The 18,528-nt window shown below is 40.5% G+C and carries 25 protein-coding genes and 1 pseudogene; 4 read left to right on the top strand and 22 right to left on the bottom strand.

Annotated elements, in window-relative coordinates; translation table 11 throughout:
- Window positions 1-6: 6 nt before the first annotated feature.
- The 6 genes from pgsA to DWY37_RS01475 all read right to left on the bottom strand — a co-directional run bounded on the left by pgsA (window position 7) and on the right by DWY37_RS01475 (window position 4,039).
- Entirely contained in the window at window positions 7-549 is a 543-nt protein-coding gene (gene pgsA / locus DWY37_RS01500; RefSeq protein ID WP_022243859.1) for a CDP-diacylglycerol--glycerol-3-phosphate 3-phosphatidyltransferase, read from the bottom strand.
- Window positions 546-1,868 (bottom strand): 30S ribosomal protein S12 methylthiotransferase RimO, encoded by a 1,323-nt coding sequence (gene rimO, locus DWY37_RS01495; RefSeq protein ID WP_118172556.1) that lies wholly within the window; start codon window positions 1,866-1,868, stop codon window positions 546-548. Before rimO ends, pgsA begins: the two co-directional genes overlap by 4 nt.
- An 89-nt stretch (window positions 1,869-1,957) precedes the next feature.
- Window positions 1,958-2,212 carry a DNA-directed RNA polymerase subunit omega gene (gene rpoZ / locus DWY37_RS01490; protein WP_022243861.1) on the bottom strand — a complete coding sequence of 85 codons (255 nt, stop codon included), beginning with the start codon at window positions 2,210-2,212 and terminating at the stop codon, window positions 1,958-1,960.
- Window positions 2,213-2,215: 3 nt separating this feature from the next.
- Entirely contained in the window at window positions 2,216-2,851 is a 636-nt protein-coding gene (gmk, locus tag DWY37_RS01485) for a guanylate kinase (RefSeq protein WP_118541991.1), read from the bottom strand.
- Window positions 2,852-2,854: 3 nt separating this feature from the next.
- Entirely contained in the window at window positions 2,855-3,118 is a 264-nt protein-coding gene (locus tag DWY37_RS01480; RefSeq protein ID WP_117698639.1) for a DUF370 domain-containing protein, read from the bottom strand.
- Between the two features lie 42 nt (window positions 3,119-3,160).
- Window positions 3,161-4,039, bottom strand: coding sequence for a YicC/YloC family endoribonuclease (locus tag DWY37_RS01475; RefSeq protein ID WP_117698640.1), 879 nt, complete (start codon window positions 4,037-4,039; stop codon window positions 3,161-3,163).
- Between the two features lie 151 nt (window positions 4,040-4,190).
- On the opposite strand from DWY37_RS01475, the gene DWY37_RS01470 reads away from it, so the two are divergent.
- Window positions 4,191-5,942, top strand: coding sequence for an Rqc2 family fibronectin-binding protein (locus DWY37_RS01470; protein ID WP_117698641.1), 1,752 nt, complete (start codon window positions 4,191-4,193; stop codon window positions 5,940-5,942).
- 65 nt (window positions 5,943-6,007) lie between these two features.
- Window positions 6,008-6,235: a hypothetical protein gene (locus DWY37_RS01465; RefSeq protein WP_022243866.1), complete on the top strand. Its 228-nt coding sequence runs from the start codon at window positions 6,008-6,010 to the stop codon at window positions 6,233-6,235.
- Window positions 6,236-6,386: 151 nt separating this feature from the next.
- Here DWY37_RS01465 and DWY37_RS15925 read toward each other — a convergent pair whose 3' ends face one another.
- Window positions 6,387-6,527: a hypothetical protein gene (locus DWY37_RS15925; RefSeq protein ID WP_197420807.1), complete on the bottom strand. Its 141-nt coding sequence runs from the start codon at window positions 6,525-6,527 to the stop codon at window positions 6,387-6,389.
- A 112-nt stretch (window positions 6,528-6,639) separates the two neighbouring features.
- Between DWY37_RS15925 and DWY37_RS01460 the strand changes: the two genes are divergently transcribed.
- Complete coding sequence (locus DWY37_RS01460; protein ID WP_117841084.1) at window positions 6,640-6,969, top strand: hypothetical protein; 330 nt, start codon at window positions 6,640-6,642, stop codon at window positions 6,967-6,969.
- Between the two features lie 64 nt (window positions 6,970-7,033).
- Window positions 7,034-7,324 carry a hypothetical protein gene (locus tag DWY37_RS01455; RefSeq protein ID WP_117698642.1) on the top strand — a complete coding sequence of 97 codons (291 nt, stop codon included), beginning with the start codon at window positions 7,034-7,036 and terminating at the stop codon, window positions 7,322-7,324.
- Between the two features lie 151 nt (window positions 7,325-7,475).
- On the opposite strand, the pseudogene DWY37_RS16375 reads toward DWY37_RS01455, so the two are convergent.
- The 15 genes and pseudogenes from DWY37_RS16375 to DWY37_RS01380 form a co-directional block, all read right to left on the bottom strand.
- Window positions 7,476-7,619 (bottom strand): annotated as a pseudogene (locus DWY37_RS16375) (tyrosine-type recombinase/integrase); the annotation flags it as partial.
- A 132-nt stretch (window positions 7,620-7,751) separates the two neighbouring features.
- Window positions 7,752-8,210: a YaiI/YqxD family protein gene (locus DWY37_RS01445; protein WP_117841085.1), complete on the bottom strand. Its 459-nt coding sequence runs from the start codon at window positions 8,208-8,210 to the stop codon at window positions 7,752-7,754.
- A 23-nt stretch (window positions 8,211-8,233) separates the two neighbouring features.
- The gene (locus DWY37_RS01440) at window positions 8,234-8,818 is read right to left on the bottom strand and encodes an SOS response-associated peptidase (RefSeq protein ID WP_012744277.1); all 585 of its coding nucleotides are present in this window, start codon (window positions 8,816-8,818) and stop codon (window positions 8,234-8,236) included.
- A gap of 42 nt (window positions 8,819-8,860) precedes the next feature.
- Window positions 8,861-9,463: a hypothetical protein gene (locus DWY37_RS01435; protein ID WP_015514507.1), complete on the bottom strand. Its 603-nt coding sequence runs from the start codon at window positions 9,461-9,463 to the stop codon at window positions 8,861-8,863.
- A 441-nt stretch (window positions 9,464-9,904) separates the two neighbouring features.
- A complete protein-coding gene (locus tag DWY37_RS01430) occupies window positions 9,905-10,363 on the bottom strand; it encodes a winged helix-turn-helix domain-containing protein (RefSeq protein ID WP_012744279.1) in 459 nt (152 codons plus the stop codon).
- Window positions 10,364-10,368: 5 nt separating this feature from the next.
- Window positions 10,369-11,325 (bottom strand): D-alanyl-D-alanine carboxypeptidase family protein, encoded by a 957-nt coding sequence (locus DWY37_RS01425; RefSeq protein ID WP_012744280.1) that lies wholly within the window; start codon window positions 11,323-11,325, stop codon window positions 10,369-10,371.
- 43 nt (window positions 11,326-11,368) lie between these two features.
- Window positions 11,369-11,872: a hypothetical protein gene (locus tag DWY37_RS01420; protein WP_015514509.1), complete on the bottom strand. Its 504-nt coding sequence runs from the start codon at window positions 11,870-11,872 to the stop codon at window positions 11,369-11,371.
- A gap of 27 nt (window positions 11,873-11,899) precedes the next feature.
- The gene (locus DWY37_RS01415; protein ID WP_117456454.1) at window positions 11,900-13,084 is read right to left on the bottom strand and encodes an ABC transporter permease; all 1,185 of its coding nucleotides are present in this window, start codon (window positions 13,082-13,084) and stop codon (window positions 11,900-11,902) included.
- A complete protein-coding gene (locus DWY37_RS01410; RefSeq protein WP_004853372.1) occupies window positions 13,074-13,787 on the bottom strand; it encodes an ABC transporter ATP-binding protein in 714 nt (237 codons plus the stop codon). The genes DWY37_RS01415 and DWY37_RS01410 overlap by 11 nt, the downstream gene beginning before the upstream one ends.
- A 4-nt stretch (window positions 13,788-13,791) precedes the next feature.
- Window positions 13,792-14,646 (bottom strand): hypothetical protein, encoded by an 855-nt coding sequence (locus DWY37_RS01405; protein ID WP_020994032.1) that lies wholly within the window; start codon window positions 14,644-14,646, stop codon window positions 13,792-13,794.
- Window positions 14,647-14,783: 137 nt separating this feature from the next.
- Entirely contained in the window at window positions 14,784-15,869 is a 1,086-nt protein-coding gene (locus tag DWY37_RS01400) for a sensor histidine kinase (RefSeq protein ID WP_008703821.1), read from the bottom strand.
- A complete protein-coding gene (gene vanR, locus DWY37_RS01395) occupies window positions 15,856-16,557 on the bottom strand; it encodes a VanR-ABDEGLN family response regulator transcription factor (protein WP_004853366.1) in 702 nt (233 codons plus the stop codon). The genes DWY37_RS01400 and vanR overlap by 14 nt, the downstream gene beginning before the upstream one ends.
- A gap of 5 nt (window positions 16,558-16,562) precedes the next feature.
- Window positions 16,563-16,775, bottom strand: coding sequence for a helix-turn-helix domain-containing protein (locus DWY37_RS01390; protein WP_008703822.1), 213 nt, complete (start codon window positions 16,773-16,775; stop codon window positions 16,563-16,565).
- Window positions 16,776-16,933: 158 nt separating this feature from the next.
- Complete coding sequence (locus DWY37_RS01385; RefSeq protein ID WP_008703824.1) at window positions 16,934-18,124, bottom strand: CHAP domain-containing protein; 1,191 nt, start codon at window positions 18,122-18,124, stop codon at window positions 16,934-16,936.
- Window positions 18,102-18,308 carry a hypothetical protein gene (locus DWY37_RS01380; RefSeq protein WP_012744284.1) on the bottom strand — a complete coding sequence of 69 codons (207 nt, stop codon included), beginning with the start codon at window positions 18,306-18,308 and terminating at the stop codon, window positions 18,102-18,104. Before DWY37_RS01380 ends, DWY37_RS01385 begins: the two co-directional genes overlap by 23 nt.
- Window positions 18,309-18,528 lie beyond the last annotated feature (220 nt).

Raw genomic sequence — 18,528 nt, 5'->3', positions numbered from 1 at the left:
TCCTCTTTATTTCTGTTCTTTTAAAACAGCTCTGTTTTTCCAGAGATAATCAATTAGAGATACAACCGTTAATACCAGTGCAATATAAGTAAGTACGGTTCCTAATAACTGGAAGTAACAGTTATCAAAATTAAGAATCAATACAATGACCATAAGCATCTGGAATGTGGTCTTAAATTTGCCCCAGTAGCTGGCTGCAATTACAACGCCGTTATCAGCTGCTACCAGACGGAAACCACTGATGATAAACTCACGGCTGATAATTACGATTACAATCCAGGCTGCAAGCTGTCCGGTTTCAATCAGGCAGATCATTGCGGCACATACCAGCAGTTTATCCGCAAGCGGGTCCATAAATTTGCCGAAATCTGTCACAAGATTATACTTTCTTGCAATCTTCCCATCCAAAAGGTCTGTAAGACTTGCTACAATAAAGATTGCTACAGCAATATAATTTGCATAACCCGGACAAATCGGTGCCAACATAAACACTACAAAAAACGGAATCAAAATTACTCTGAAAATTGTTAATTTGTTTGGTAAATTCATGCTAATTCTCCTATCAAATCATATTCATAAGCTCCGGTTACTTTTACTTTGGCAAAGTCTCCGGTCATTAAGGTTTCCTCTGTATTTACAAAAATATATCCGTCAATAGATGGCGCATCACGGTAGGTTCTTCCTACATAAGCATTCTCATCTGCAACTTTTCCTTCGATAAAAGCATAAAGTTCACGGTCAACCATATCCTCATTTTTCTCAAAAATAATTTCTTCCTGAAGCTCCATGACTTCCTGTTGCCACAGCTTCTTCGTCTCTTCCGGAATCTGATTTTCCATCTCAGCTGCTTTCGTTCCTTCTTCCGGAGAATAGGTAAATGCACCCAGACGGTCAAATTTCATTTCCTGTACGAATTCCAACAGCTCTTTATGCTGCTCTTCTGTCTCTCCCGGGAAGCCACAGATCAAAGTGGTCCGGAGCGTAATATCCGGAATTTCTTCCCGCAGATGATGAATAATACGAACAAGGTCATCCTTATTGGTCTTTCTTCCCATTCTCTTTAATACGTCTGAATTTGCATGCTGAATCGGAATATCCAGATAATGGCAGACTTTATCATTTCGTTTGATTGCTTCAATCAGTTCATCATCAATTTCTTCCGGATAACAGTAAAGAATACGAATCCAGTACAATCCCGGGATCTTATTTAATTCATCCAAAAGCCGGTGCAGGGATTTTTTTCCATAGAGGTCAATTCCGTAAAGAGTGGTCTCCTGGGCTACCAGAATCAGTTCCTTTACACCGCCCTCTACCAGTTCCCTGGCTGTTGCTACCAGTTCTTCAATCGGTATACTGCGGTAGTTTCCTCTGATATATGGAATGATGCAGTAAGTACAGCGTTTGTTACAGCCTTCTGCAATTTTTAAATGGGCATAATGTCCGCCGGTGGTAACACATCGTTTGGTATGCAAGGTTGGAAGCCCTTCCAGCGAATTTAAATTGGTATAATGTTTTCCTGCCATAACTTCTTTCACAGCAGAAACAATATTATCATAGGAATTGGTTCCAAGAATTGCATCTACTTCCGGTATTTCTTCCTCAATCTCACTCCGGTAACGCTGGGCAAGGCACCCGGTTACAATCAATGCCTTTGCATGTCCGGTTTTCTTATATTCTGCCATTTCAAGTATTGTGTTAATACTCTCTTCTTTGGCATCATTGATAAAACAACAGGTATTAATTACTATCACATCTGCCTGCGTTTCATCATCAATAATGGTATATCCGGCATCACGGATCATACCAAGCATATATTCTGAATCTACCAGGTTCTTATCACAACCCAGTGATACAAAGAAAATATTCATTCATTCCTCCGTAACAGGAAAGAGTCCTGTATATATTTTTCTCTTACATGATGAAAGGGTTACCAAACCATGTTGGCAACCCCGCTATGCTACTCGTTATCTTCTGAAACAGCATCTTCTCCCATGATTTTTACCTTTCCGGTATAAAGCTCTTCTACTGCGATAGAAAGTGGTTTCTTTCCTTTGGCATTTTCAACCAACGGTTCATCTCCACCGATAATCTGTCTTGCTCTCTTTGCAGTAGCAATTACAATAGAATATCTGCTGTTTACTACCGGTTCTTCTCCGATTTCAACGTCGTTATTTACGACCTTCATTAACTCAACATAAGATGGATGTATCATAATTTATTCTCCTTTCGAAAAGCACTTCAGCTCTTCTCTGATTTTATTGATGAAATTTATATTACGTGATGCACAATCATGTTCGTTCTCAATGATGCTGTGGATATTCTCCACACATGCAGGGACGGTATCGTTCACCACAATGTAATCATACTGATTCATAAACTCTGCTTCCTGGGATGCTCTGCTTAATCTTGCATTGATGGTTGCCATGTCTTCAGTTCCACGGTTCACCAGGCGGTTCTTTAATTCATCCGCATCCGGTGGTGTTACAAAGATTAAGATAATGTCCGGAAAACGTTTCTTTACGTCAAGTGCTCCCTGAATCTCTATCTCAAGAATTACATCTTTTCCAGCCTCTAACTGTTCATCTACATAGGCTTTTGGTGTACCATAATAATTTCCCACATAACAGGCATGCTCAATTAACGCATTGTCTGCTATCATCTGTTCAAATTCTTCTCTGGTACGAAAGAAATAATCAACACCATCCACTTCTCCGGGTCTCGGATTTCTCGTGGTAGCTGAAACAGATAATGCATACGTATCCTTGTACTCCGCCATCAGAGCTTTCATCACAGTGCCTTTGCCGGCACCGGAGAAACCGGATACTACGGTTAATATACCTTTTCTTTTCATTTACTATTCCTCACTCAGTTTATTTCCACTAATCTCGTTAAATCTGCCAGTCAGTGTATCCGGCTGTAACGCAGAAAGAACGATATATCCGGCGTTGGTAATAATCACCGCACGGGTACGTCTTCCCTGGGTTGCATCCACCACGCACTCTTCTTCTTTGGCTTTCTGAATCATGCGCTTGGCAGGTGCAGAATCCGGCTGAATCACAGCAACAATCTTATCTGTATTTACTACATTTCCAAATCCAATATTCATAAGTGCTGCCATTTTTCACCATTCCATTCTTACTACAGGGTTTACGGAAATCATTTATTCAATATTCTGAATCTGTTCGCGGACTTTTTCAATATCCGTTTTCAGATTAATACCGGTATCTGAAATTGCAAGATCACTTGCCTTGGAAAGAATCGTATTTGCTTCCCGGTTCATCTCCTGAGCAATGAAGTCAAGCTTCCTTCCAACGGTTCCACCGCCTGTTAAAGCAGCTTTCATCGCTTCAATATGGCTCTTTAAGCGGACAGTTTCTTCATCCACACATATTTTATCAGCAAATATTGTAACCTCCGTTGCAATTCTTGCATCATCCATCTGCTTATCTTCTAAAATTTCTTTTACCTTGGTTTCTAATCGCTCACGGTATTCTTTCATAACGATTGGAGAACGTTCTTCGATAAAGTCCACATAGCCAATCATTTCATCTAATTTATTCAGAAGGTCAGTTTTTAAATTCTCGCCTTCTTTTTCTCTGGTTTCAACAAATGCCTCACATGCATTACGCAATGTCTTCTCAAGAAGTGCCCAAAGTTCTTCTTCGTCATTATCCTGTTCTTCCATTATAAAAACATCCGGATAACGTGACAATGTGCTGACACGGATATCATTTTCCAGCTGGAAATGCTCTGCCATCTGCTGTAAATATTTTAAATATTCGCCAGCAAGTTCTTCGTTGTATTTCAGTGAGAAGTTGGCTTCGTTGAAATCTTCACAGGTAATGAAGATATCTACTTTTCCACGCTGTATGTATTCTTTGATTAAGTTACGCACGGCACTTTCAAAGAAACTTAATTTTTTAGGAAGCTTAACATTTACATCCAGATAGCGGTGATTTACTGATTTAATCTCTACCGTTATCTTACGGTTGTCTTCCTCTATCTCACACCTGCCGAAGCCGGTCATACTTTTAATCATAGCTGCCTCCTAATGCATAGATATATGTATTATAGTAGAATTTTCTTTATTAGTCAAATTCAAAATGCCGTATTTATTGAAATTTTAGAAAGATTTCTTTATAATAAAATCCTGTAAAAGAATCTATTCTTTCCAAAGGAGGTCATATTATATGGCGCTAGACGGAATTACCGTAGCTGCACTTACTGCAGAATTAAATCAGACAATCTTAAATGGACGAATCAGCAAAATAGCCCAGCCTGAGGCAGACGAGCTGCTGCTTACCATAAAGGCACCATCCGGCCAGTACCGGCTTTCTTTAAGCGCCAGTGCTTCCCTGCCTTATATCTATCTTACAGCTCAGAATAAAGTCAGTCCCATGACTGCACCGAATTTCTGCATGGTATTACGAAAACATATTGCCAACGGCCGGATTATTGCCATCAGTCAGCCCGGATTAGAACGAATCATCCGGATTACGGTCGAGCATTTGGATGAAATGGGTGACCTGAAAAAGAAAAACCTGATTATAGAATTAATGGGGAAATACAGCAATATTATTTTCTGTGATGAAAACGAACGCATTATTGACAGCATCAAACGGGTTCCATCCCAGATGAGTTCCGTCCGTGAAGTTCTGCCGGGAAGAGAATATTTTATCCCGGAGACCCAGAACAAGCGGAATCCCCTTGACTGTTCCTATGAACAGTTCTGTGAAAAGGCGTCTTCTCTTCCACTGCCACTTGCCAAAGCACTTACTTCTGCTTTTACCGGAATCAGTGGACAGGTTGCAGCAGAAATCTGTTACCGTGCTTCTTTAGATGCAGATACACCGATTAATACCTTAGAAGAAGACGCACTGCTGCACCTTTATCATAATTTCAGCTGGCTGATGGAGGATGTCGGAAACGCCAACTTCAAGCCATGTATTCTTTATAAAGGAGAAGAACCGGCAGAATATGCTGCCATCTTACCAACCCGCTATGAACATACGGAAGGCTATCACATTGAACCGGCAGATTCTATTTCCGCCGTATTAGAACAATTTTATGCCAGCCGCAGCCTCTACACCCGTATGCGTCAAAAATCTGTGGATTTGCGTAAAATTGTATCCACTCACTTAGAGCGAAGCAGCAAAAAACTGGATTTACAGTTAAAACAGTTAAAAGATACGGAAAAACGTGATAAATTTAAAGTATACGGCGAATTATTAAATACCTACGGCTATCAGGTTACCGAAGGAGCCAAATCAGTAGAGGTGCCAAATTACTATACCGGTGAAATGCTTACCATTCCTCTGGATGAAACACTTTCTCCACTGGACAATGCAAAAAAATATTTTGCCCGGTACAATAAATTAAAGCGTACCTTTGAAGCATTAAATACCCAGACCGAAGAAACCAAGGCAGAAATAGCACACTTACAGACCATTCAGGCTGCGCTTGCCATTGCAGAATCCGAAGACGACCTTGCCCAGATCCGGGACGAGCTGGAAACCTATGGCTATATCCGCAGGAAAATGAGCGGTAAGAAAAAACAAAAATCCAAAAGTAAACCATTCCATTATCGTTCCAGTGATGGCTTTGATATTTATGTTGGAAAAAATAATTTCCAGAATGACGAACTTACTTTCAAGGTTGCCAACGGAAATGACTGGTGGTTCCACGCCAAAGGAATGCCCGGCTCCCATGTTATTGTAAAAACCGAAGGCAGGGAGCTGCCGGATCGGACTTTTGAAGAGGCCGGCAGACTGGCAGGCTACTATTCTTCCGGCCGTGATAACGAAAAAATTGAAATCGATTATTTACAGCGTAAAAATGTAAAGAAACCAAACGGTGCTGTTGCCGGTTATGTCATTTACTATACGAATTATTCCCTGACAATTCACCCGGACATTTCCGGCATCGAAAAAATTTCAGAATAATTTAGTCACACATTTTTACTTCTTCCATATTATGAAGTGTAAGATAAATTTTGGAGGATTTGAAAATGAGTGATTTAGCTGCTACTGGCTGCGGATGTGGATGTAACGAAGGAAATAACTGCTGTTCTTTAATCTGGATTATCCTGTTACTCTCCTGCTGCGGCAACAATGGATTTGGAGGATGTGGCAATGGATGCGGCAACGACAGCTGTATCTGGATTATTTTACTGTTGCTCTTCTGTGGTGGCTGTGGTGACAGCTTCGGATTTAACAACAACGGTTGTGGATGCTAATTCGTCTGCAAAGCGGGGGCCTCTCAACGAGGTCCCTTTTTCACTTTACAGGAAATTGCTTTCCTGTAAAGCAAAAAAATGCTCCGCGAGGATGCGCACTGCGGCGTATAAGGTAGATGTCGCAAGCGACCGCCGCAGGCACAAGAATGTGTCAAGACACATTCTTTGTTCTGTCATATCTTTGACCGCCTTTTTCCGGTGCGGTCAGTTTCTTCTTTTCCGTTTCTTTTTTCTTCATACATTCTTCATCTATTTCATATACTTCATTTCCGTCAATGATTAATTTTCCCATGCTGGCATCAAATCCTTTCCTGTTTCTATAAAAAGGTTCTACATTTTATTATATGCGTCAAAGTTATATTTTCCGCTGTTCCATCATAATTTAAAAGAAAAAGGATTATTTTATGGATTCTGAGTATAAACCAACCTTCTTTGACTCGCAGTTACAAAACCACCAGTTACAGATTATGAAAACCATGATTCCATATCTTTCCGCCGGTCAGCAGCGTCCCTTTGCGCTTCTCATCAAATATATGGAACTACAAAAAACAGCCCAGCTTTTTTCCAATGACACGCTTACGATTCAGGAAGTCAGCAGCCATTCTCCCCAGGAGCGGATGTTTCAGATGCTTACCGATATCAGCGAACAGTGTACACCCGGCGAGAAAGAAAATATTGAAAACTTTTTAAATATGTATCAGATGCTGTCTGCTTATGATACCCTGTTTTCCTGATTTCATCACTTTATCATTTGTTATTTTATGGTTCCCTGTCAACTTGTTAAGAACGGAGGATTTTATGAATTTAGACTTTTTGAAAGGCAATCCTGCCTTAAATGATATTTCACCGGAAAAGCTGCAGTTTCTTATGGATTTTGCTTCTAATAATACTGATACAAAGGATGCCAAATCCATGGCTTCCACGGTCATGAACGCCGCCAATAATGCCAAACAAAACGGTATGACATTTTCGAATACTGAAACAACTTTATTAATTGAATTATTAAAGCAGAATATGTCCGAAGCAGAACGTGTAAAAGCAGATAAAATGCTGCAGATGATGCAGATGTTACAGAAAAAGAAAAAATAGTCTCTTATAACGCAAGCGAGGATATGCAAAATGCACATCCTCGTTTTTTGAAATATTTATTTCTGAACAATATTTATATCTACTTGAGAATGTTGGTTTTACGCTGTTTTTCGCTATTTATCTTCTGATTTACTCTATTTTTACTCCAAATTTAAGCCAATATTTTCAATTCAGCTACTTCTTCTTTTTTCTTCTCTTCTGAAACGTGAGTGTATAAATCGGTTGTCATTGCCAATATTGAGTGACCTAAGAGTTTCTGCACTACCTGTTGGTCTACTCCATTTTCATAACACCTTGTAGCGTATGTATTCGCTGATTCTCAAGATAAAACTTCAAGTGCATTTTGTATGTTTTATCTGCTATTGCACTCTTCTGTTTTTGTTTTAAGTCTTTATAGCTTCTGTCGTTCCTCTGCATCTACAATTCCTCATCTGCCTTCTTTCTCCCGTGCCATCAAAAGCATTTTTTCAAAAGACTGAGCGAATCTTTCATCATCTTCCTCCGTCCGCTTCTTCGGTCCCTTGACATGACATTTACGGGAACTTCTTCTGGCTTTTTTACCCAGGTGACGTTCCATTAGCATCTGATCAATATTATCATCCGTGTACCATTTACCTGATTGATGAATAGCATAAGCACCTTTTCCCAATGCCATTGCAGCCACACCATAGTCCTGTGATACGACAATATCTCCTTTATGGCAGATACTAATCAGTTTATAATCTACTGCATCTGCTCCTGCACCGACAACAACAACTTTACTATAAGTCGATGACAGAACATGGTTTGTATCACACAACAACATTACCGGAACACTATTATCTTTTGCAATCTTTTCAATGATCGCAACCACTGGGCAGGCATCTGCATCAACAAATATTTGCATCTTTCTATTTCTCCTCTGAACCATTATAAGAATAAGCTCTGCTGTTCGTATTCTGCCTCTCGTTTTAGCTGAACCGGTACCTGATGCAGAATTTGCTCCATTTTCCTGTCATCGAACCAATCTTTCAGCTGTCCTTTTTCCAATATCAGCGGCATACGATCATGTACTTTTATCATAGATTCATTGGCTGCTGTAGTCATAATCACAAATCGTCGTTCATTCTCAAACCAATCACAGAAGCCAGCCATATACAATACTGGTGCATCATATCTGGAAAATGTATTTTTCTCTTTTAACCGATTCCATTCATAGAACCCACTTGCCGGTATCAAAATGCGGTGATAGAGGATTCCATTTCGAAAAGAAGGTTTGTCCATAACAGATTCTGCTCTTGCATTTATAACCAGATTCTTTCCTTGTGACAATGGATATCCCCACTTGCAAACATCCAGTTTCAATCCATGTTCTGATTTTTCAATGATCGGTGCTACATTGGTTGGAAAGATATCTCCTGCAAAATGTTCCTGCCGGATCCGTTGGTCTATATCATGCACTACTTTTTCGATTTCATCTGCCATATCAGAATCAATATAATATCTACCACACATAATACTTCCTTCACTTATAGATTCTATTTCATCAAATATACATCATTTATTTCTAGGCACTTTAAACTCAGTTAATCTATAATTTTGAATCCACCCCATACATTCTTCACCATCTTCATTCTCCCAAATTATCTGTCGCCACTTTTTATATTTATCTATAATTCTAACAACTTTCCCTTCCTCAAGCTTTTCAATTACAATCGAATGGCAGTCATGCTTCAGTCGTACAATAGATTCTCTATTAACGATTCTATATTTAGTCGTATTTAGCTCCTTCGCATCATATCCCATTCCAACGATGTAATAATTATTGACTTGTTGTGTATAATTGTAATTATTTATCGTTGTTGCTGAAGAATTCGTAACTCCCAAAACAACTGATATAATCGTAATAATAAAGTTCAGCCATTCTCGTATTTCTTTAACATCTATCGTTCGTTTTTCTTCTATTGGCAAATTCTGCTTCTCTTTATTTATCGAAAGATTCGTTGCTCTTTCATATTCCGATGCAATAGTTTCTGACACCGTATCAATATCCCATTCTTCGGATTCTGAGAAAACTTGATCGGTAACTCTTCCCAATAAATTTATATGAGGCTTCTGGCATAATGGTGGAAGCCTAACACCATAAATTAACAACACCATATTGAAAAAACACTTGTGTCCTTTAATGTATTAACTGCGAAGAAAAACACAAAAGGAGTATTCACAAGTGGCTTCAGTTAATACATTATGCAAAAGTGTCCTTAATGTCAAGAACACAGTTATAAAAAATTGTAATCTTTACTCTGATAAGAATGGAGTTAAACATATTCGTATCCAAGCAAGACCTAATAAATGGCACGAGAACGACTGCCCATTCTGCCATAAATCATGCCCTGTTTATGATAAACATTCCAGTAGTATAATGCCGAGATATTACGAAGATAACTCGTAGAAAATGCAAAGTCCAGTCGCAAGTTTAGACACGATATTGCTCTTAACAGTCGTATAAAATCAACATTTGCAGGGATTTATCAAATTCCGACATACCGTCTTAGAAAATGAATAATCCCTCGCAATTCATTATGAACTACGAGGGACTGCTTACTGACTGTTAAAGCGGTAGCCGATCTCACGAACACTATCTATGGAAAAGTGAGAGTTTGTATCACAAAGTTTTTTACGAAGATTCCGAATGTGAAAGCCTACGGTATCCTTTTCATTGCCTGCTGATATTTCGCCCCACACCTTATCATAAATCTGCTCGTATGTAAGAACACGACCTTTATTGGCTGCGAGCAAGCAGAGTATATCGTACTCTTTGACGGTCAGTTCAATTTCCTGACCGTTATTGATAACTCTGCGCCGGCTCAAATTGATTTCTAAGCCGGAAAGGGATAATGTCGGCTCATATGAAATCTCTAATTTTTCAAAATCAGGGTGCTGTTTTACAAAAGCCAGCATATCGTCAAAGGCTGTTGAGTCTTGTGCTTTGAACTCCATTATTACGATTCGTCCGATATTATCACCCCCCTTGGTTAGTTTTTTTGTCTTGGACAACATAAGATTTATTGCGTGAGATAATACGATTCATCAATCGTTTTCAGAATAAAATTCACATCGTCATAACGAGAGGAATCGGACTGAGAGCCTAAACTGCATATCAAAAACTCTTTTCCGTGCTGCTGATAAAGCACAATCAAGTTATAGTCGTCAGACAGAGAGCCAGTCTTAATTCCGCATACATTTTCGTTGTAATATTCGGATGTCGGATCAAGGAAGGCGTTTGTATTCTGCCATATTTGTGTACTGCCATCAGGCAGTGTTGCCGTATAAGTGTTTTGAGATACAATTTCTCTAAACCACGAGTATTCCAACAACCGATATACTACTTCTTTCAAATCTAAAGTGGTGGTAAGTGCCTCCATATCAAAACCACTCGGATCATATAAAACTGTGTCTAAGTACCCCTGCTGTTGCAAATGCAGGTTTAAGTTCTCCATGAAAATCCTCACACGCTCTTGACAGCTTTCTGCTTGCGGCGAAAGTAATCCTCCACAATAATCAGCAACCACATAAGCTGCGTCATTCCCTGACGGTACTAACATTGCCGCAAATAGATTGTGTAAAAAGTATTCTTTTTCCTTGATTTGAGCAACAGACGAGCCAGGTTTCGTGAGTGAAATAGCACCATAGTCTGCAACAACGATACTATCAAGGTCTGCTAAAGTTGACGCATACTCAATAACAAACAGCTTGGCTAAACTTGCAGGAATTTGTGGCTCGTTCTCGTTTTTTGAAACAAATATTTCATCATCAGAACAATCCACCAAAATCAGCGATTTTGCATTATAAGAGTCAGGAAAATCTTCTTTGTAGAGAAAACCATTTATTTTATTCTTTACCTCTCTGAAATTTTCCGGCTGCATTGCCCACGGCACAAACATTATACCTATGCCGATACAAACTACAAGCAAAAACAAAAATACTCCAAATCGTTTTTTCTTACGGCGTTTTCTCTGCATATATGTGCTCACCTCCCAACACCAAAACTCCTATGTGCCATTTTTAATCGGCATAATTTGCCTGAATACACTCTGTAAATCCAGACGGATCTCCCAACTTAGCTTTATCAATATTATCACGAAGATATTTGCGTGTGGCGTCATCACAGCGATCTGTTCCCATATAAGGCATATCAAAGGCTTTTTCGAGTTCAGCTAAGGCTTTTGCCGCCCTTTCCGAATCCGTATTGTAAGTATCAAGCCATTCCTGCATCCAAGAATATTCCCAAAGGTTAGATGCTCTTGTATCGCCATATCCTATCTGAAAAGACGCTCCCGTATCTTCGCCTTCCAAAGCATCAGGCGGCGTAAAGCCCTCCGGCCAATTCAAACTCTCAATGGTCGTTAGGTATTCTTCTTCAATGGTAGCAAAGTCCGTGAAACCTCTTGTGTTTGTGTCGGAGTCCGAAGAAGTGGAGCAGCCTGCCAGCATAATCACCAGCAAAGAAATCATAACACACAATAACAGTCTGTACGGTCTTTCGGATTTTGAGATTGTTCGTTTCATTTTGTTTCCTCCTTGAATTGAGTTTTATTATCTAAGAGCCAATGCAGGCTCTAATTTTGCTGCTTTCAATGCTGGTAATAATCCGCCCAATAATGCTGTAAGCACAGACACAGCAACTGCAACAACAGCAACGCTGATTGGATAACTCGGTGTTCCCACCGGGGAATCCACAGGGAGCAACGCTCCAATACAATGCACCAAAATCAGCGAAATCAAAATAGCTGCAAAGCAAACGAATATTGATAAAATCAACTGTGAGCCTAAAACCAATGCCACAATATTTGTTCGTGAAGCACCTATCGCTCTGCGGATCAGCAACTCATGTGTGCGCTGTTCCAATGAAGATAGTCCGATATTGATCTGCCCTAATACGGAAACAAACAGCAACAAAAGCGAAGTAACCAAAAGCCCTAATTGCAGTATGGACAATACCGAATCATAGGTATCTCCAATATCACTCCGCCCAGCACTTTCCCAGTAACCGCCAATGGTATCAGTCAAAATGTCGCCAAGGGCAGAATGTATCTGTTCGATTGTCAGTCCTGTTGTGGGATGCCAATACACATTTGCATTTTGTACTTGCCACATTGCTGGTGCGAAATTGAGGATCGCCGCAGAATCCGCATAGATAGTCGGAAAATCCCTGCCATCGTTTACTACTCCGACAATATTGAATGGGGTTAACGAAAGTGTGCTTTTTACATTTCCTGCAGCATAGGGCGAATCATTAAAATAGTTTTTAGCTTCTTTGTTTATGACCACTTCAAGCGATCCGCCCTCACTCGAAGGCTCTAACCATCTACCGGATGTCATTGGAAGATTATAGACTTGACTATATGCCTCCGTGGTGCAAACTAAATCAAAAGCCATCAGGTTTTGGTAAACATCATTCGGCGGTATTGGCGTTAAATCTTTCATTGGTGCAAATCGAATATCTTCTCCCATAGAAAAAGTAACAGCGGCTACATCATCAATGGCTTCAAATCTCTGGAATAATTGTTCCATTTTATTTCTATCGTGAAAATCGGATTCCGTTATCACGAATGAGTAAGTAGGTGACCAGCCATATACCTGTGCGTTTACGGAAATCAAATACTCCCGTCCAAGCGTACCAACTAATACCGATCCAAGCATTGCGATAATGCCTACAAGCATTGAAACACTTGTCAGAATACTTCTAAGTGGAGACAGACGAAGGTCTTTAAGTATCATTTTTAGCACAAGTTATCCTCCCTCCATCCATTTCAAAAATCGTATCACAGGTATCTGCAATATCAGGATCGTGCGTAACCAACAGCAGCATAATTCCATTTTCTTTTACGACGCTGTGCAACAGTTCCATAATCTGCGTTCCCGTCTTTTTATCCAACGCTCCCGTAGGCTCATCACATAAAATGGCTTCCGGAGATACTGCAAGCGCCCTTGCGATTGCAACTCTTTGTTGTTCACCGCCGGACAAATTGATTGGGTAATCATTTTCCTTGCTTTCTAAGCCGACACTTTTTAGCAAGCCTGTAATTATCTCGTGACGCTGTTTGGCGGTAAACGACTTTTTGGCATAGAGTAGGGGTAATTCGATATTTTCCCATACCCGCAAGTGCTTAATCAGAGAGTAGTTCTGAAATACAAATCCGATATTATTGGCTCGCAGTATAGACAGATCACGGTCTTTCAAAGCAGAAATAGATATACCATCATAAAGATACTCGCCCTCATATTCCCGATTTAACAAGCCAATAATGGATATAAGGCTTGTTTTGCCTGAGCCGGACTTTCCGACAATGGCATAACTGCGCCCTCGTTGCAATTCCATATTAGCGTTGGTTACTGTTGTCAGCATATCGCCATTATTCAATTTGACGCTTGCTTTCAAATCCTTTATTTTGATTAAAGTCTTTTCGGAAATTCCTTTCATTTTATCAAATCCCCCTCGGATCAAGGTTTGGCGGAGTAGCAGAAACTACATCGCCCTCCTCTAAGCCGGACAGTATTTCTATATTGGCTCCGTCTGTCACACCCAATGTCACTTTTGTTTCCACTCTTTCTCCATTCGGAGTAATTACAGTAACCAATCCCGTCCCTTGTCTACCCGCTATTACCGACAGCGGCAATATAAGGACATCATTTCTCGTTGTCGCCGTTATGACTACCGTTGCACTTTGCCCCGATTTCACATCGACTGTTTGACTGATCAAGCATTGCAGAATGCCCTCTTGCGGCACGATTCCCGTAAACGCATTTTCATCTGCGGCAGGCGACACCACGGCAATCATATCGGTTGGTCCTACACCATCATATACTTGAAATTTTGCTTTCAACTCTGCATACTCCGGTAAGGTACTCAAAAAATTATCTGCCTCTACATTGAGGGCAAATCCTGTATAATGCACTATCGCTACGGGATAATTACTCGGTACGCTTTCATTGGATGGGGCAATAGAGGTAATTGTACCATCCACCGGAGATTTCAATTCTTTGCCGTTCACAGTTCCAATAATTTGCCCGGCAGTGATTTTTTCTTCTAATTCTACCGCTGTATTAAATATGCCATTTTCGGGTGAGGAAATAATAAACGGTACTGCCGGAACAATAGTCGTTTGCGTTGAAACGGTTGGAGTAATTGTCCCTCGTACAACTGATACCGTTTTTTCTGCGGATGTTGCGCTATCTGTAAGATTGTTTTCGTCTGTCTGCCCAATTGCAGAGCAGGCAGATAGCGTAAATACAAGAAACAAAATAGAACATAGCAGCATTTGTTTTCTTAGCAACTTCATCATTCCTCCTTATGCTGTATCACAAAAAATACGAGCCTCTATCTTGATACTTTTATTGTACCAAAACAGAAGCCCGTATTTTCTTGATTGCTCGTAAGATATTCCTCTTTTTTTCTATGCAAATTCTTACAATTTTCCTACGCCAACGGCAAAGTAATTGAAAACTTGTTTTGATCCTCTTGGCTCTCTGCAACGATTGTACCATTGTGTAGTTCAACAATCTGCTTTGCAATCGCCAAACCTAATCCAGCTCCTCCACTGCTTGTACTTCTCGCTGCGTCAAGCCGATAAAACTGCTCGAAAATCCTGTTTAACTTTTCTTCCGGCAGAGTATCGCCGTGGTTACAAAAAATAATGCTGACCGTATCTTCCTGACATTGTGCGCTGATCGTGATATCCGTATTTTCAAAACTGTAGATAACCGCATTTCTCAAAAGGTTATCAAAAACACGCTGAATTTTGTCTGCGTCACATCGAAGCATTATATCATCATCAACACAAAGATTACATTGCAAATTCTTTGATTTGAGCATAGGCTTAAATTCATATACAAGTTGCTCCAGCAGGCGAGTTAAATTGATTTTCGTGTATTGTAATGTAATATCGTATATATTGAATCGTGTTATCTCGAAAAACTCGTTAATCAGATCCTCTAACCGTTCTGCCTTACCAAGAGTGATTGAAAGGTACTTTTCTCGAAGTTCCTTTGAGATTTGCGACTCATCACGCAGTAAAGTAAGATACCCGATTACAGAAGAAAGCGGTGTTTTCAAATCGTGTGCAAGATACATAATCAGGTCATTTTTTCGCTGCTCATTTTCTTTTGCAAGCCTTGCATTACTTTCAGCCTCTTGTTTTAACTGATTGATGTTAGCGGCGATTTCACTCAACTCCGGGGACATTTCAATGTAACTGACATTCTGATCGAACATTTTTCCTGTCGCAGCCTGTACCTCGTACACATAGGCGACTACTTTTTTCAAAAGTAGGTATGTCATGTATATAATACAGCCACCCCACACGATTACAGCCACTATATAAAGATATACTGTTCTGTAATACAAGTAATAATACAAAACATACTTGCGGAGAATTTCCTCTGCCATAATTCCTAAAAGAAAAGTACCGCCAAAAATAAGCACAGAGCAAATCGCACATTGAATTACATACCCTTTGAACAAGGTAGAGAGCAGATAGTTTTTTTCTTTTTTATTCAATTTCATACCCTACCCCCCAAACAGTTTTAATGAACTTCGGATTTTTTGAAGGTTCATTCAATTTTTCCCGAAGCCGCCCAATGTGCGCCATTACCGTATTGTTACTGTTGCGAAGATACTTTTCTTTCCACACGGCTTCAAATAATTCCTCCGAGGCGACAACTTTACCCTGATGTTCGCACAGATACCACAGAATAGAAAACTCCAACGGAGTCAAGGCTATTTCTTTGCCATACAAGTAGCACTTGTGGCTGACTCTGTTTATCAGTAGACCTCTGATGTCATACTCGTCTTTTTCTTCGGATTGGCTCAAATTAGGACTGTTATAGCTCTGATAACGCCTTAATTGCGTCTTTACTCTTGCCACAACCTCTAAAGGATTAAACGGTTTCGTTATATAATCATCCGCACCAATCGTAAGCCCCATAATCTTGTCGCTATCCTCAATTTTGGCGGTAAGCATAATAATAGGGAAGTAAAACTTTTCCCGAATTTTTTGGCAAAGTCGAAAACCATCAATATCCGGCAGCATAATATCAAGTATCGCTAAATCAATCTGCGACTGTTTGATACATTTCATCGCCTCTAACCCATTATAACATTTATATACTGAATAACCATCGTTACTCAAATACACTTCAAGCAGATCAACGATTTCTTTTTCGTCATCCACAATTAAAATCTTCTTGTTCATTGATCCTACACCTCATTTTCGGGTACGGCTTCCATTATGTCGCCAAAATCACACTCTAAGTATTCGCATATATTCAACAGCACGGGAAGGGTAACATTTTCATTTTTTCCGAGTTTCGCAAATGTACTTTTGCTTGCCCCGACCGCTTCTCGTAATTGACTCTTTTTCATTCCCTTGTCAATCAGAAGTTTCCAAAGTTTGTTGTACCGTACTTTCATTTCCGCACCTCCACCCAAATATAGTTTGTATTATAGCACTTTGAGAGTGAAATCGCAATTATTAAGTCTGTATTTTGAGACTTTTAGTTTTCAAACCGGCACAATATCTTTCTGATATGTAATCCAACCGCCTGCAAAATGCAGGCGGCTTGTGTATTTTAATAGGCAGGTGCGCCGTAGCCAAGAATCTCGTAATAACCGATAGAATACTCATTGACTCGGCAACTGTCGCCGGAGTTGCCCTCGACCGTATAAACCTTGCCGTTTTCGACCTTTTGAACAATACCCGTATGGTCGGATAATCCATCCTGACCACTTTCGTCTGCCCAATCGAAGAAAATAATCATTCCGGGGGCAGGCTCGGCGCTGCCATCCAGCCATTGTCCACGATCCTTAAACCATTGTACTCCGTTGACACAGCCTGCATATTTTGGGATAACTCCAGCGTCGATATAGCCGCACTCGTTGGCACACCAAGATACAAAGCAAGCACACCATTCTACACGGGAGTTAAAACCGTACCACGACCAATACGGCTGACCGCCCACATTGCCAACCAGAGAGAGTGCAACGGTCACGATCTGTCCGTCGCCGCCTGTAATGCCGTAAAGCACCTGTGACCAAAGGTAATTGTTTTCATCTGCAAGCAGTTCAGCGAGGTAGCCTTTCTGTTCTTCGTTAAAACCATATTGCGCCGCCATTTCCTCGGCAGTCTTGTGGCTGACGGTAATATACAGATAGGTTTGTGTGACCGTGCTTTCAGTTTCCACGATATTACCGTGTCCGTCATCGGTTTCGGTAATAACTGTTTCGGTCTTGCTCTCTGTTCGGGAAGATATTTGATTCATCTCCCAAAAGATGTCTTTTAAGAGTTGCTTTTTGCCATCGTCCATTGTGGCAACCTCTTGGGGGTTATCTTGATCCGTATTCGTTTTTACAGAGTAAACGGCAAGCACCTCTTTCCAAACGGCTCTGCTGCCACTCATTTCAAGAACATCATAGGATACCGAGTTCTTTTCCTCTTGCAGCTTGGTATCGTATTCGGTATTGATTTCCTGCACAACGGTCTGCATACTCATTCCAGTGCCGGAATCTTCGTCTGAGAAGAAAATGCCAAATACTGAGCCGAGGATCATACCAATCAGGCAAATCACGATAATAACCAAAACCGCCACCCAGCCGCCTGCGGCGATAGCGGCAATCAAGGCTTTCGTTCCGGCAATAATCGCTTTAATGGCAAGTGCGGTCGCTTTGGCAATCGCCTTTACCGTAACCACGGCGGCTTTTGCCGCAGCCCTTGCCGCTTGTGCTGCTCTCTGTGCAGTTTTAACCGTAATGATTGAATCCACCTAAAAATCCTGGATTGCTATGCCCCCGCTTATGCCCCTTGTCATCATAATGGTTTAAACCGCCAAAGAATCCTGGTCGACTCTCACCTACTTTATGCCCGTTATTGTCATAATGATTCATACCACCAAAAAAGGAAGGCGAACTATGTCCGATTTTCTTTCCATTTGCATCATAGTCGTTCATACCACCAAAGAATCCTGGTCTGCTCTCGCCTACTTTTTTCCGTTTGCATCATAATGGTTTATGGATCCAAAGAATCCTGGTCTGCTATATCCTTTTTTACTCATAATGTCATCCTCCTGACTCTATTAGCCTCTTGTTTGATCTCAGAATAACACACTTTTCTCATTTGGAAGTCGCATAACAGGCGACATTCTTTTATCGCATTTACATTCATTATACC

It is taken from the genome of Roseburia sp. AF25-13LB (genome assembly GCF_003478915.1).
Taxonomy (GTDB): domain Bacteria; phylum Bacillota; class Clostridia; order Lachnospirales; family Lachnospiraceae; genus Roseburia_C; species Roseburia_C amylophila.
Note: the sequence above shows the minus strand (reverse complement) of the source record. Positions and strands in the feature narration are given on the sequence as shown.